Here is a 14691-nt window from a genome sequence, read left to right as displayed (position 1 = left end):
CCGAGGCGCCCGGATCGCCGGTCAGGCCGTCGGCGCTTCAAGCGCGCTGGACTGTTTCGCCCTTCGGGATCAGCACGGTCGACAGTCCTCCGAGCAGGACCAGGCCCGCACAGGTGTACGCCGCCGCCTGGAATGCCCCCTCGGTCACCGCGCCCCCGTGCGCGGTCGCACTCGCGGTCAGGATCGCCGCGAGCACCTGGGTGAGGACCGATCCGCCGATGAGGCGCAGGGTGTAGTTCGCCGACATGGCGACCGCGGTCAGGGACGGTTCGACGCCTCTTATCACGAGGTTGGCGACGGAGGCGCTGCACATCCCGAACCCGACCCCGCCAAGGAAGAGCGCTACGGGGATCACCACGTGCGTGCCGTGGAACATAGCGATGGCCAGGTACTCCACCAGGAAGAGACCGAAGCTGGTCGCGAGCAGGGTCCGGGGGTCGGCGACGTTCTTGAAGAAGGTGGTCAGGGGCCCGCCGAGCAGAATGCCGATGCTGCACGCGAGCAGCAGCCGCCCGGCGTCTGTAGCCGTCTCTCCCCAGTTCCAGGATGTCTTCACAGCGCCAAGGACCACCAGCTGGGGAATCAGGAAATTGGCCCCGAGGCTGCCCACGCTGTCGGAGAGCGCGGGTATGTTCAAAGACCACACGGAGCGCCGGGACAGCGCCCGCAGGTCCAGCATCGGATCTCGTACGGTCAGCTCCGCCTTGACGAGGGCGACCGCCGCGACCACGCTCAGTGCCACATACAGGAGCCCCTTCGTCGAGAGCCAGCCCCACTCGGACCCCTTGCTGATGTACAGAAGCAGCGGGACCAGGGCCACGGCCAGCAGGAGTGCGCCGAGCAGGTCGATTCTCTTGCGTTCCCCGGTGGTGGTCGGCCGCAGCCCGAAGACGGTCGCAGACAGCAGGAGGATGCCGATGCCCGCGACGATGGCCACGGACCACGCCAGCCAATCGAGGCCGAGATGATCCATGATCGGCCCCGAGAACAGGAAGCCGAACCCCGCGCCCACCCCGAAGACCGCACTGAGCAGACTGACACCAAGTCCGACGCGCTCCGGCCGCAGCGCGTCCCGGGCCACGCTGAGTGAGAGGGGAACAGCGGCGACCGTGGCGCCCTGCAGCACACGTCCGACGATCAGCACGGGGAGCGTGGACGCCAGGCCCGCGACGACAGCCCCCACAGCAGTGACCGCGAGGACGACAACGAGCAGCCGGCCCCGGCCGTACAGGTCCCCCAGACGGCCGGCGATCGGCGTCAGCACTGCCGCGAACAGGAGGTGTCCGGTGAGCAGCCAGCTCACGTCTGCGAGCGGCTTTCCGTACTCCGCAGCGACCGCGGGCAGGGCAGGCGAGTAAAGCGTCTCGGCCAGCAGGAAGGGCAGCGCGGCGAACATCAGTGCCGCAATGACGGCGAACTCACGGAAGCCGGAGGCTCCTTGGGTCTCCGGGGGACGCTCACTCACATCAACAGGAGGTTGTTGCAGGTCCATGCGTGCGGCTCCTCGTGGGTGGTGGTCATACGTCGGTGGTGGTGTGGTGTCACTCCGCGTCGGTGATGAGTTGCCAGATCCCCCGTGCGCCCGCGGCCAGGGCCAGGTCGCCGATCCCGGTCGCCCAGTGCGCCTCGTCACCCGCCTCGTCGCGCCAGGCCCACAGGCGGGTGGTGGCCAGCCTCAGCGGATGCTCGTCGGTGAAGCCGATCGCGCCATGGACCTGGTGGGCGATGCGCGCGACCACTCCGGCGCCGCGTCCGGCCTGGACCTTGGCGGCGGCGACGGCGAAAGCAGCCCGCTCGTCCGCGACGCCCTCGGCATCGCAGAGCGCGACGGCGGCGTCGGCCGCCGCACGGATCGCCGTCGTCTCGGCGGCCAGCTCGGCTACTTGCTGCTGGACGGCCTGAAACTGTCCCAGCGCTCGGCCGAACTGCTCGCGTTCGGAGGTGTACCGCAAGGTGAGAGCCAGGACACGCTGAGCAGCCCCGGCGATCAGGACCGTACGGAGAAGCGCGTGCCGCAGGCGCAGCCGGTCGGCGGTGCCCGAAGGCACGGGGGCCACGTGATGCGGTTCCGGCCGGATGTCGACGTACAGGTCGTCGCGCGGCTCACCGGCTGAGCTGAGGCCCGGTTCGACGGTGAAATCCGCAGGCCTGAGCAACACCACGGCCTCTTCGGAGTCCTCCGACACGACCACGGCGGCGACCCCCGCCGCATGCCTGCCCCACGGCACCCGTGACAATCGTCCGCGCAGCTCCCAACGGTCGCCGCTCCGCCGCGCGGTGAGCGCACCCGTCCCGTCCGCCGCCGTCAAAGGGCCGTTGGTGACCGGCAGTCGGGCCTGGGCCGGCAGCCAGGCGCCGAGCAGCGCCGTCTCGCCCAGCGGCACGCAGGCCGCGTACTCGCCCGCCGCGCGGATGACGGCGGCCGCCTCCCGGAGTGTTCCTCCACTGCCACCGGCCTTCTCCGGCACGGATACCTGAGCGAGTCCGGATTCCTCCAGCACTTGCCACAGTTCCGGGTCCCACCCGCCCGCCGGAGGCCGTCCGTCCTCGTGCGCGGCGAAGATCTCGGCGCAGGTCGCGGCCAGTAGCCGCAGTTCGTCCTCGGACACCGTGCTCGTCATCGCATCCCCATCGCCCGCGCCACCACGCCGCGCAGGATCTCGTTGGTGCCGCCGCGCAGTGTGAAGCCCGGGGCGTGCAGCACGGCATCGGCAAGCAGCCGGGGTAGGCCGGTGGCCGCGGACGGATCGGGCTCGGTACGGGTGAGCAGCCGCGCGGTGTCGGTGATCTCGTTCTCCAGCCGGGTCCCCAGGTCCTTCACGAGCGCGGCGGCAACGTCCGGCACCTCGCCCCGGTCGAGGGCCGCCGCGACCGACAGGGACAGGCGGCGCAGCGTCCACACCCGGGACACAAGGTGGCCGAGTTCACGCCGGCCCGTGCCGCCCTGCGCGACGAGCTCGTCCACGAGGGCGGCGAGCAGCGGGAAGGTGGACAGGAAGCGCTCGGAACCGCTCCGCTCGAAGGCGAGTTCCGAGGTGACCTGACGCCAGCCCTCCCCGAGGGTGCCGAGCACCATGTCGTCCGGGACGAAGACGCCGTCCAGCACGGCTTCGTTGAAGTGGTGCTCACCGGTGATCAGCCGGATCGGCCTGATGGTGACACCGGGCGCAGACAGTTCGACGACGAACTGGGACAGCCCGGCATGACGGCTCCTTCCTTCCTGTGGTGCGCTACGGGCCAGGACGAAGAAGGCATGCGCGTGGTGGGCTCCGCTCGTCCACACCTTGGTCCCGGTGATCTCCCAGCCGCCGGCTACCCGTTCGGCCCTGGTCCGCACTGCCGCGAGGTCGGAACCGGCGTCCGGCTCGCTCAGCCCGATGGCGAAGTAGCACTCGCCGCGGGCGATGCCCGGCAGGTACCGCTCACGCAGCTCCGGGGTCCCATAGCGGAGCAAGGACGGTGCGGTCTGCCGGTCGGCGACCCAGTGCGCCGCCACGGGGGCACCGGCGGCGAGCAGTTCCTCGGTGACGACGTACCGTTCCAGGGCGGTACGGCCGTGACCGCCGTACTCCCGGGGGATCGTCATGCCGAGCCAGCCACGCGCGCCGAGGCGACGGCTGAAGTCTTCGTCCCAGCCGGACAACCAGCTGTCGCAGCGCGGCTCGAAGGTCCCTGCGGCCTCCTCGGCCGTCAGGAATGCCCTTACCTCGCTGCGCAGTTGCGCAGCATCCGCATCGAGGCGGACAGGTCGGGGAACGAGGGCGGCCGCGGTGAACACGGCCATCAGGAGCCTCCCAGCCGTTCGATAACCGTGGCGTTGGCCATGCCTCCGGCCTCGCACATCGTCTGCAGGCCATAGCGGCCGCCGGTGGACTCCAGCGCGTGCACCATGGTGGTCATCAGCCGGGCCCCCGACGCACCCAGCGGGTGGCCGAGGGCAATCGCACCGCCGCGCGGGTTGAGCCGCTCGGGGTCGGCTCCGGTTTCCGCCAGCCAGGCGAGCGGAACGGGGGCGAATGCCTCGTTCACCTCGAAGTGGTCGATGTCCTGGACGGTCAGGCCGGCTCGCGCGAGAACCTTCTCGGTGGCCGGGATCGGCCCGGTGAGCATGGTGATCGGGTCGTCGGAGACGACAGCGAAGGTGTGAAAGCGCGCCAGCGGACGCAGACCCAGCTGCTCGGCGCGCCGCTCGCTCATGACCAGCAGGGCGCTGGCCCCGTCCGCGAGCGACGAGGAATTCCCCGCCGTCACCGACCAGTTGATCTCCGGGAATCGTGCCCCCATCTGCTCACTTCGGAACGAGGGTGCCAGCCGGGCGAGAGCGTCGGCGGAGGTGCCGGGCCGGATCGTCTCGTCGACGGCGACCACGGACCCGTCAGGCATGGTGATCGGGACGATTTCGGCGTCGTACGCTCCGGACTGCGCCGCCTGTGCGGCCAACTGCTGCGACCTCAGGGCATACGTGTCTGCCTGATTACGCGTCACCTTCCATTTGGCGGCGACGAGTTCGGCGGAGATGCCCTGCGGGACCAGACCGGGCGCGTACCGGGCACTCGCCGTCGGGCCGAAGGGGTCGCCACCCATCCGCGCCGATCCCATCGGCACCCGGCTCATCGACTCGATGCCGCCGACCACGGCGATGTCGTACGCCCCGGCCAAGATGCCCTGCGCGGCGAAGTGCGCGGCCTGCTGGCTCGACCCGCACCGGCGGTCGATCGTGACGGCGGGGACGTGTTCGGGCAGGCCCGCGGCCAGCCAGGCCCAGCGGCCCGGCGTTCCGGCCTGGTCCGCCGCTTGACTGACGCAGCCGACGAGCACGTCGTCGACCTCGCCCGGATCGACGTCGTTGCGAGCCATCAGGGCCTTGAAGACCTGGGCCAGCAGATCGACGGCGTGCAGGGACGAGAGCGCGCCACCGGGTTTGCCGCGCCCGCTCGGGGAGCGCACGGCGTCCACGATCACAGCAGATTGCATGGTGTGCCTTCCTCAGGCGTGAGAGGTCCGCAGGGCCGTCCGTACCGTGTCGGCTACCTGCTTGCGGGCGAGTTTGCCGAGGTCGCTGTACGGCAGGTCGGGGACCAGGACGACGATGTCGGGGGTCTTGGAGCTGCGCAGTACGGCTCGTACGTGCTCCCGCAATGCATCGGGGGTGGGCGGGGCGGCCTCCGCCGTGAGTACGACTGCAGCCGCGATGCGCTCGCCCCACTCCTCGTCGGGCAGACCGGTCACGGCGGCGTCGGCGACCGCCGGGTGGGCGCGCAGCACCTCTTCGATCTCGGCGGGGGCGATGTTCTCGCCGCCGCGGATGATCGTGTCGTCCGCGCGCCCCAGGATGAACAGATAGCCGTCGGCGTCGACGTACGCGCGGTCGCGCGTGTGGAACCAACCTCCGGGCTCCCGGGCCCCGTTGACACCGAGGTACTCGCCGGAGATCTGGTCGCCGCGCACCCACAGGGCACCGGGCTCCCCCGGTGGCAGCGGTTCACCGTTCTCGTCGCGGATCTGGGCCTCGACGCCTGGCACGATCCGCCCCGCCGATCCGAGCCGGGCCGGGTCCCGGTGATCCTCCGGGCCGAGCAGGGCGATGGTCGAACTCGTCTCGGTGAGGCCGTAGGCGTTGACGAAACCGGTGTGCGGGAACAGCCGCAGCGCCCGCTCGATCACCGCGGCGGGCATCGGCGCACCTCCGTACGCAAGCGATGTGAGCGTCGGTACGTCCGCAGGGTGGGCGCCGAGGTACTCCGTGATCCGGGCGAGCATGGTCGGTACGACCAGTGCGTGGCTGATGCCCTCGTCGCGCGCGGCGGCGAGCCAGCTGCCGGGGTCGAAAACGGGCAGGTGGACCACCCGGCGACCCGCATAGAGGTTGCTGACCGTGTTGGAAACTCCGGCGACGTGGTACGGCGGCACGCTGACCAGCGCGGCCTCCTTCTCGCCCGCGCCCGCGAACTCCACGGTGGACAGAACATAGGAGGACACATGGCTGTGCCGGAGCACGGCCGCCTTGGGCGCCGCGGTAGTGCCGCTGGTGTAGAGCAACAGTGCGATGGGGTCGGCCTCGGTCACGGGCGCCGGCTCGGCCGCCTCCCCGGCCGTCAGTTCAAGCCACTGCTCGGGCGTCAGCCGCGCCGGCACGTCCCCGAGCCGAGCCGCGCTCGTGTCATCGGCGACAACCAGACCGGGTTCGTGAGCGGCCACCAACTCCCGCAACCGTTCAGCGCCGAGCCGGTAGTTGAGCGGGACCACCGGCACGCCGGCCGCGGCTCCCGAGAACAGCGCCACCGCGAAGGCCGCCCCGTTCCCGGCGAGATAGACCAGCGAACGGGCCCCGGAACGCCTGATGTGTGCGGCACCGGACAACGCTCGCGCATGCAGCTCCGCGGCGGTGACGCCGCCGCGCGGACTCCCGAGCACGACGCGGTCACCGAAGCCCGCGGCCGCCATCTCCAGCAGCAGAAGCAGGTTCATGTGAACACATTAATCAGTTTCTGTTCAGAGCGTCTATAGCCCGCTCGGTGTCGATGCCCTCTCGTCGCTCAGCGACCTTCGAACACCGGCTTGCGCTTCTCCCGGAACGCCGCGTACGCCTCCTGTGAATCCCTCGTGGACTGAACGACCGCCTGATGCGAGGAGATGAGGTCCAGAGCGGAGCGCAGATCCGACGTCTGCCCCTGGCGGACAGCCCGCTTGATGAGCCGGATGGCCACCGGTGGGCCGTCTGCCAGCCTGCGGGCGAAGGCGTACACCTCGCGAAGGAGTTCCGCGTCCGGATGCACGTGGCTGACAAGGCCGATCCGCCTCGCCTCTTCGGCATCCACGAAGTCACCGGTCCACAGCAGCTCCAGCGCCTTGGCCGTACCCACGATCCGCGGGAGGTAGTAGCACCCGCCGTCTCCGGGCACGAGTCCGACGCGCACATACCCCTCGGAGAATCGCGCCGACCGTGCGGCGAACCGGATGTCGCACATCAGCGCCATGTCCATCCCCGCTCCGACCGCCACCCCGTTCACGGCCGCCAGCACCGGCTTGTCCAGGTCCTCCAGTGCCAGCGCGACCCGGTGCACCCGATCGGTGAGCAGCTCCTTGTCGGCCAGCACCGACGTCCGGCCACCGGTGAAGTCGTCCAGATCCACACCGGAGCAGAAAGCGTCACCCTCCCCGGTCAGCACCACGACACGCACCTCGGCGTCCGTTCGGGCTTCGGTGAGCGCCGCCGCCCAGGCATCCACCATCTCCAGGGTGAACGCGTTCTTCCGCTTGGGCCGGTTCAGGCGGATCGTCGCGATGCCGTCAGCAACCTCATACTCCAAATCAGCCATGGCGCAACTCCTGTTGAGGTCTCGGGGAAGAGGAACGAAGAAGGCGGACAGCGGACCGGCGCCTGCCGTCAGAGGCCAGGAGGGCGGCTCTGATAGCGGGGGAGATGCTGCCCCCCGTCGACGTGGATCGTCTCCCCTGTGACCCAGCGCGAGCCGTCAGAGGCGAGGAACACCGCGACGGGTGCGACGTCCGCTTCCGGGTCACCGACCCGGCCGAGCGGATTGATCGAGGCGGCCATCTCGGCGAAGCCCGGGGTGGCCGCGGCGAGTTCCTCGAAGACGCTGCCGGCGGCGGTCGGGGCGATGAGGTTGACCAGGATTCCGTGGCGACCCCACTCGGCGGCAGCGGTCCTGGTCAGACCACGCACGGCATCCTTGGTCGCGTTGTAGTCGGCGTGCAGCCAGGCACCCGCCTCGGCGTCGATCGAGTAGAGATTGACGACGCGTCCGCCGCCCTGGTCCCGCATCACGGGAAAGGCCGCCTGCATGGCCCACCAGGTGCCCCACAGTCCCGTGCGCAGCACACGGTCAAGCATGTCGTCCGTCTTCTGTTCCAGCAGGACGTTCGGTGACAGCGCCATCGCGTTGTTGACCAGCACGTCGAGTCGGCCGAACCGACCCGTCGTCGTACGGACCGCGGCGAGCACGTCCTCCTTGCGCCCGACGTCGGCGGGCGCAAGGGCCGCGGTGCCGAATTTCTGGATCTCCGCGACGGTCCGGGCACCCGCCTCCTCGTCGATCTCGGCGATCACCACCGCCGCGCCCTCGCGCGCGTAGGCCCGGGCGATCCCTCGCCCGATCCCCTTGCCGCCGCCCGTGACCAGGGCCACCTTGCCGTCGAGTCTGCTCACCGGATGCCCTCAGTCCCGTAGCGCGGCACTGAGACGGGCCAGCATGCCCTCGGGATCGACATTGCCGGGCAGCGGCGCGATGAGACAGCTGAAACCGAGCTTCTCCAGCTCGTCGGTGTAGGCGCGCACTTCCTGCGGGCTCCCCGTCACTCCCCTCAGTCCGACGAGGAAGTCGGTCAGCCCCAGCTCCTCCACCATGCGCGCCTGCGGGCTACCGACCACCACATGCTCCCTGGGGTCGTACCGTCGCTCCAACTCCTCCACCGCACCCAGGAGTTCGGGTGGAATGATCGCCCGCATGTGCGGGGACTTCAGCCCCATACCGCCGACCGACGCGAGGAAGGCGCTGATGTCGTTGTTCGCTTCGGCCCGGCTGTCCCGTACGGAGGTGAAGCCCATGCCCCAGAAGTCGATCGCGTGGGGATCCCGGCCCGCGTCGCGCGCGGCCTCGCGGACCGTGTCGATCTTCTGGGCAACGAGGTCCAGCGACAGTCCGACGCCGATGACGACTCCGTCGGCGAGCTCACCGGCCAGCCGCAGCGCACGGGGGCCGTCGGCCGCGAGGTAGACGGGCAGGCTACGGGCGCGCGCCAGTCTCGCGGTCGTGGAGCCGTCCACCTCCGCCCGGCGCCCTTCCAGGAGTTCACGGAGGGCACCCAGGTAGTCGCGAACCTCTGAGATCTTCGCCCGGGAGCGCCCCAGCGAGGCCAGCGCGCTGCCGCCGATGCCCATGGTCAGACGGAACCGTCCACCGGCGAGTTCATGCAGGGAGGAGGCGGCGCTCGCGGTGACGGCGGGATGCCGCAGGAAGGGTGTGGTGACCATCGTCGCGAGAGTGGCGCTGCTGGTCTCCTGCGCTGCCACGGCCAGCGACACATACATGTCGTGCCAGGCGGCCGGCGAGTCCCCGACGCCGATCACTTCGCAACCGAGTTCCTCCGCCAGGCGCACCTGCCGGCGGAAGTCCGCAATGTCGTCGCCCCACAGCACGACCGTCCCGAGCCGCATACCGGTTCCTCCCAGGTAACTCGCCTTTGCGGTGACTTGACGCAACTGCCAGCGAGACGCACGATACTGAAATCGTAACATCCGTTCAATGAGCGGACCCGGCTGGGAAAGGAAGTTGCACGATGGACATCTTGGGTATCGGCTACGTCGGGGTTGAGTCGCCCAATTACCGTGACTGGCTCACTTTCGGTCCTGAGGTCCTCGGATTCGGGCTCGCGCCTGCCCGCGAGGGTGACGAGACCGTGTTCCTGAGGATGGACGACCGCCGGTACCGCATCGCGGTCCACCCCGGGGAATCGGAGCAACTGGCCTACATCGGGTGGGAGATCGCCAACCGCCCCGCCTACGACGCGGCGATCGCCAAGCTCCAGGATGCAGGCGTCGAGGTGTCCGTCGGCGACGCGGAGCTGGCGGAGAAGCGCGGGGTGACGGAGCTCGTGCAGTTCACCGACCCGGTCGGCTACCGGCACGAGCTGTTCTACGGCCAGAAGTTCACCCAGCGCTCCTTCGTCCCCGGTCGACCGCACGCCGGTTTCGTCGCCGACGAGCTGGGCGTCGGGCACCTGGTCCTCATCATCCCCGAGTACCCGCCGGAGCTCGACGACTTCCTGGCGAATGTCATGGGCTTCCGCTGGTTCGGCCACGGAATGGGAGGCTACCGGGGGCAGATCGGCTTCTGGGGCACCAAGCTCTCCACACTCAGCCACAACATCGCCTACGGCATGATCCCGGGCCACCGGGGCCTGCACCACATCGGCATCGGCGTCAACGACCTGGACGACGTCGGCATCGCACACGACCTGGTCCAGGAGCGCGGCACCGGCATGGTGTACTCGCTGGGCAAGCACACCCAGGACCCGGTGATCTCCTTCTACCCGATCACCCCGAGCGGCTTCGCCTTCGAGTACATCAACGGCGGTATGACCAGTGCCAATTGGGGACTCATCAGCGAGCGCAACCCGGAGACCCTGAGCGTGTGGGGCCACAAGGCGGTCTCCCCCGGACTGCCGAAGAGCGTGGCAGCGGTGGCCAAGAGCGACTGACGGAGACATGGTTGCCTCATGCGGTTCCCGCGGGAGCCGCATGAGGCAAACATGAGTCACTCCACTCAATGCGGAATGCTTCGTGCGCGATCAGCGGCGGGCCAGGGACAAGGAACCAATCCCCCTCGCTAAGAGAGTCGAGACATTCGCGTTCAGGACGGCATCGCGATCCTCGGCGGAGAGATCTACGCGCGTGATGTCGTCGACGCAACGCTCCGCCGGCCCGTGGAGGCAACGGCCGGATCCGAGGAGGACCGGGCGGACCCACCGTGGCGAGCCCGCACCGCAGTGCGGGCTCGCCGTACGCGCGAGTGTCCAGGTACAACACGGTGCCGTAAGTAGTGCAGGACATCCTGATCATCGCCCCAGACCCGGTCAAGTCCTTCAGGCGCTGGGGGAGATGGGTCAGGACGGGCCCCACGACATTTGTAAGCGAGCCGATTCGCTCGATGCGGGCGACCACCTTCTGGTCTGGTTCGGGTTGCAGGTAGCGGCCGCCCTTGCGACCCACGTCCACCAGCGTTCCAGTGAAACGGGTCGGCCCCCTCCGGTCGAAGATCGCGACAAGCGGCAAGCACTACGGGACCGCCCACCGGATCTCGGCGAACTCAAGGAATCACGCCCCCGCGGCTGAGACTCAGTCCTGAGGGGCGTGCTGCGACACGGCCCAGGCGAGAAGCGAGTCAAACGCCGGCTGCAGGGACCGGGCCTTGTCAGTGAGCGTGTACTCCACGCGCGGCGGAACTTCGGCGTAGACCGTCCGCACCACCAGGCCGTCGCCTTCAAGTTCGCGCAGCTGCTTGGTCAACATGTGCTGAGTCACCTGGGGAATCTCACGGCGGAGCTCTCCGAACCGGTGCGTCCGCTCATGCAGCAGCCACAAGATCTCCAGCTTCCACTTACCGCTGATCATTCCCAGGACCCGGCGCATCTCACGCCGCGCGTCCTCTACCTCCGCCATGACACCCTCTAATAGTATTCAAAAAGATACTTACAATGTAAAAAAGATCCTACTACCGACATTCCATCCAAGCTCGTACGGTGGTGTTAGTCGCTAAGGCAAACAAAGGAGAACAGCGATGAACACCAGGACCATCGTTCACCCGCGCCTGCATCACCTCGGGCTCACCACCAGCAACGCCGACGCCATGGTGGCCTGGTACCGCACCGTCATCGGGATGGATCTCGTCCACCGCACCGACTCGGCGACCGACACCTCGGACGGTGCCCCGGTGATGAAGTCCGCTTGGGTGACCAACGACGAGGCCAACCACCGGATGGCCTTCGTGGAATACCCCGGACTCCGCCCTGACGAAGACAAGGCGCAGCACCACCGCGTCCAGCACTTCGCCTTCGCGTACCGCACCCTCGAAGAACTGCTCGGCACCTATGTACGCCTCAAGGGCGAGGGCATCACCCCGGTCCTTTGCACGGACGGCGGCGCCCAGACCGCGTTCTACTACACAGACCCCGACGGCCACAGCGTTGAGCTCCACGTCGACAACTTCGGCGACAGCTGGACGTCGATGGAGCACATGCGCCACTCCCCGGAGTTCGCCGCGAACACCATCGGCCACTTCGTCGACCCGGACAAGCTCGTCGAAGCCTGGGAAGCCGGGGCGTCCGCCTCCGAGATCAGCGAGCGCGCATGGCGCGACGAGTTCGCGCCGACCGAGCCCTACGACCCGCGCGTCCTGCTCTGACCCCGAGCGCCGGGACAGCGGCGAGGACGAGGACCCGAAACCACAGCCCGCCTCCTGAGCCGCAACGGCTGTCAGTGAGGGAGCGTCCGGCGCCCGATACCGCCCACGAGCCAAGACCCTTCTCGTCGAGTCTCATCGAGAAGGGTCTTCGTAGCGGCGGAGAGCGCCTCCTGTCCGGCAGGCGATCCCCGTGCATTGCGCAGTACCCGCCTGCCGATGTCACGAGCTGGGATTCGCCGCCCGGAGAGGCGCGACCTCACAGTCCCAGCGACCGCGAGATGATCACTTTCATCACCTCGCTGGACCCCGCCAGGATCCGGGATACTCGGGCATCGGCGTACGCCCGGGCGATCGGGTACTCCCACATATAGCCGTAACCACCGTGCAGTTGCAGGCATCGGTCGACCACACGCCCCTGCATCTCGGTGCAGAAGAGCTTGACCATGGCCGCGTCCTGTGGGCTCAGCTCCCCGCGCTCATGGGCGAGCAGCGCGGTGTCCACCAGCGCCTGACCGGCCGCGATGTCGGTCGCGCAGGCCGCAAGCTCGAAGCGGGTGTTCTGGAACGACCCGACCGTGACTCCGGAGACCCTGCGGCCTCCGACGTAGTCCACTGTGTGTGCAAGCGCGGCACCGGCCGCGGCCTGCGAGGCGACCGCGATGGACAGGCGTTCCTGGGCGAGGTTGGCGATGAGGTACTCGAAGCCGCGGTTCTCCTCCCCCAGCAGATTGCCCACCGGCACCCGTACATCGGTGAAGGACAGTTCCGCCAGCTCTTGTGCCTTCAGGCCGACCTTCTTGAAGTTCCGGCCGCTCACGAAGCCCGGCATTCCGCGCTCCACCACCAGCAGGCTGATACCGCGGCGTCCGGCCTCCGGGTCCGTCTTCACGGCGACGATCACCAGGTCGGCGCTGATCGCGTTGGAGATGAAGGTCTTGGTCCCGTTGACGACGTAGTGGTCGCCGTCCCGGACCGCCGTGGTGGCGACGGCCTTCAGGTCCGATCCCGCGCCCGGCTCCGACATGGCGATCGCGGCGATCGCCTCGCCCGATGCCAGCCGCGGCAGCCATCGCCCACGCTGCTCGGGCGTGCAGTACCGCAGGTAGTAGGGCATGCAGATGTCCGTATGCACCCGGAGCCCGCCGAGTCCCACCCCCGCGGCCTGCGCCTCCTCCGTGATCACGGCGTTGAACAGGTAGGTGTCGGCCCCTCCGCCGCCGTGCTCCTCCGGAACCTGCACGCCCAGGAGTCCCAGCTCGCCGGCCCGGGTCCAGAAGCTCCGGGGCGGCCCGCCTGCCTCCTCCCAGGCCTCGTACTCCGAGGCCACCTCGGACTCGAAGAACGCCCTGACCACCTTGCGGAAAGCCTCGTGGTCGTCGCCGTACACCGTGCGCCGCACGCAATCCTCCTCACGCCCGGCCGACGCCGAGCCGTTCCGCCGCCTTGATCAGATGATTGAGGCGGCCTCGTACGGCCTCCAGTTCGACGGGAGGTGCTCCGCCGTCCCGGAGTGTCTCCAGTTCCTGGCGCAGGTCGCGGATGCGCTCGGTGATACGGGCCCGCGCCTCACGGATCGTCAGCAGATCCGCATCCTCCGAGAGCGGATCATGCTCGACCGGCTGTTGATCGGGCGCCATCAGCCGTCCAGCTTGAAGAGCTTGCGGGCGTTGAGCTCCACCATGGCGTGAACCTCCTCGTCCGGAACGTCCGCCACTGCGTCGTGCAGGACCTTGCGGCTGTTGGGCCACATGGAGTCGGAGTGCGGGAAGTCGCACTCCCACATGATGCGATCGATGCCTATGTCGTGGCGCAGGCCGATGCCGGTGTGGTCGGTGATGAAGCAGCCCCAGATGTGCTTGCTGAACAGCTCCGAGGGACGGACGTCCTGGTTGATGTCCTGCCAGAAGCGTTGCCGCTCCCACGTGGTGTCAGCTCGCTCCAGCAGATAGGGAATCCAGCCGATGCCGCCCTCGGCCAGGGAGACCTTCAGGCCGGGGTGACGGTGGAAGACGGGTGAGAAGCACAGGTCGACCAGCGCCTTCATGGAGTTGAGGCCCATGAGGGAGATGAAGGTCGCTTCCGGTGCGTCGTCCGAGGTGAACGGCCGGGTCCCTGAGGTGCCGAAGTGCATGCTCAGCGGGATTCCCACCTCTTCGAAGGTGCTGAACAGCGGGTCCCAGTGGTCGGTGTGGAAGGACGGCAGTCCCAGAGGGCTGGGGCTTTCGACGAAGCTGACCGTCTTCGCGCCCTTGGCTGCCGTGCGCCGCAGCTCGGTAATGCTCGCGTCGACGTCCCACATCGGCAGGATCACCACGGGTACCAGCCGGTTCGGGTCGGTCGCCGACCACTCGTCGAGGACGAAGTCGTTGTACGCCTGGACACAGCGCAGCGCCAGGCCCTTGTCCTGGCCCTCGAGGAAGACCGTGCCGGCGAACCGTGGGAAGGACGGGAAGGCCATGCCGGCGTACACACCGTCGACGTCCATGTCCTTCAGCCGCTCGGCGGGGTCGTAGCAGCCCGGCAGCATGTCGTCGTAGCGGACCGGGTCCCAGCCCCACTCCGTGGGGTCCTTGCCGACCACCGCGTTGAGCCCGATGTTCGGGTAGACCCGCCCTTCGTAGGTCCACACCTGGCGGCCCTCGTCGTTCTCGATGATGCGGGGGCCCGCCTCCTGGTCCCTGGCGGAAAGGCGATCCGCCCAGACCCTCGGATGCTCGATGAGGTGGTCGTCGACGGAGATCAGTTTCATGTCGTCACGGAGCGGCAT

General features: G+C 68.7%; 14 protein-coding genes. 2 read left to right on the top strand and 12 right to left on the bottom strand.

The window, feature by feature from the left end; all coding sequences use genetic code 11:
* Positions 1-37: 37 nt before the first annotated feature.
* From ACWIGU_RS39275 to ACWIGU_RS39240, 8 genes are all read right to left on the bottom strand, one after another.
* Positions 38-1465 carry an MFS transporter gene (locus ACWIGU_RS39275; protein WP_454406588.1) on the bottom strand — a complete coding sequence of 476 codons (1428 nt, stop codon included), beginning with the start codon at positions 1463-1465 and terminating at the stop codon, positions 38-40.
* Between the two features lie 76 nt (positions 1466-1541).
* Positions 1542-2621, bottom strand: a complete 1080-nt coding sequence (locus ACWIGU_RS39270; RefSeq protein WP_454406586.1) for an acyl-CoA dehydrogenase family protein — start codon at positions 2619-2621, stop codon at positions 1542-1544.
* Complete coding sequence (locus ACWIGU_RS39265) at positions 2618-3784, bottom strand: acyl-CoA dehydrogenase family protein (protein ID WP_454406585.1); 1167 nt, start codon at positions 3782-3784, stop codon at positions 2618-2620. The genes ACWIGU_RS39270 and ACWIGU_RS39265 overlap by 4 nt, the downstream gene beginning before the upstream one ends.
* Positions 3784-4974, bottom strand: a complete 1191-nt coding sequence (locus tag ACWIGU_RS39260; RefSeq protein ID WP_454406584.1) for a thiolase family protein — start codon at positions 4972-4974, stop codon at positions 3784-3786. The genes ACWIGU_RS39265 and ACWIGU_RS39260 overlap by 1 nt, the downstream gene beginning before the upstream one ends.
* 12 nt (positions 4975-4986) lie before the next feature.
* A complete protein-coding gene (locus ACWIGU_RS39255; RefSeq protein ID WP_454406583.1) occupies positions 4987-6468 on the bottom strand; it encodes a class I adenylate-forming enzyme family protein in 1482 nt (493 codons plus the stop codon).
* 68 nt (positions 6469-6536) lie between these two features.
* A complete protein-coding gene (locus ACWIGU_RS39250; protein ID WP_454406581.1) occupies positions 6537-7319 on the bottom strand; it encodes an enoyl-CoA hydratase/isomerase family protein in 783 nt (260 codons plus the stop codon).
* Between the two features lie 68 nt (positions 7320-7387).
* The gene (locus tag ACWIGU_RS39245; protein ID WP_454406580.1) at positions 7388-8170 is read right to left on the bottom strand and encodes an SDR family NAD(P)-dependent oxidoreductase; all 783 of its coding nucleotides are present in this window, start codon (positions 8168-8170) and stop codon (positions 7388-7390) included.
* Between the two features lie 9 nt (positions 8171-8179).
* Positions 8180-9178: an LLM class flavin-dependent oxidoreductase gene (locus ACWIGU_RS39240; RefSeq protein ID WP_454406579.1), complete on the bottom strand. Its 999-nt coding sequence runs from the start codon at positions 9176-9178 to the stop codon at positions 8180-8182.
* Positions 9179-9300: 122 nt separating this feature from the next.
* Between ACWIGU_RS39240 and ACWIGU_RS39235 the strand changes: the two genes are divergently transcribed.
* Positions 9301-10221: a VOC family protein gene (locus ACWIGU_RS39235; protein ID WP_454406578.1), complete on the top strand. Its 921-nt coding sequence runs from the start codon at positions 9301-9303 to the stop codon at positions 10219-10221.
* Positions 10222-10858: 637 nt separating this feature from the next.
* On the opposite strand, the gene ACWIGU_RS39230 is transcribed toward ACWIGU_RS39235, so the two are convergent.
* Positions 10859-11182: a winged helix-turn-helix transcriptional regulator gene (locus tag ACWIGU_RS39230; protein WP_454406576.1), complete on the bottom strand. Its 324-nt coding sequence runs from the start codon at positions 11180-11182 to the stop codon at positions 10859-10861.
* A 118-nt stretch (positions 11183-11300) separates the two neighbouring features.
* On the opposite strand from ACWIGU_RS39230, the gene ACWIGU_RS39225 reads away from it, so the two are divergent.
* The gene (locus ACWIGU_RS39225; protein WP_454406575.1) at positions 11301-11924 is read left to right on the top strand and encodes a VOC family protein; all 624 of its coding nucleotides are present in this window, start codon (positions 11301-11303) and stop codon (positions 11922-11924) included.
* Positions 11925-12180: 256 nt separating this feature from the next.
* Here ACWIGU_RS39225 and ACWIGU_RS39220 read toward each other — a convergent pair whose 3' ends face one another.
* The 3 genes from ACWIGU_RS39220 to ACWIGU_RS39210 are packed head-to-tail and all read right to left on the bottom strand — an operon-like array spanning position 12181 to position 14691.
* Complete coding sequence (locus tag ACWIGU_RS39220; protein WP_454406574.1) at positions 12181-13323, bottom strand: acyl-CoA dehydrogenase family protein; 1143 nt, start codon at positions 13321-13323, stop codon at positions 12181-12183.
* A 10-nt stretch (positions 13324-13333) separates the two neighbouring features.
* Positions 13334-13561: a hypothetical protein gene (locus ACWIGU_RS39215; RefSeq protein ID WP_454406573.1), complete on the bottom strand. Its 228-nt coding sequence runs from the start codon at positions 13559-13561 to the stop codon at positions 13334-13336.
* Complete coding sequence (locus tag ACWIGU_RS39210; protein ID WP_454406572.1) at positions 13561-14691, bottom strand: amidohydrolase family protein; 1131 nt, start codon at positions 14689-14691, stop codon at positions 13561-13563. The genes ACWIGU_RS39215 and ACWIGU_RS39210 overlap by 1 nt, the downstream gene beginning before the upstream one ends.

It is taken from the genome of Streptomyces sp. NPDC055400 (assembly GCF_053644375.1).
Note: the sequence above shows the minus strand (reverse complement) of the source record. Positions and strands in the feature narration are given on the sequence as shown.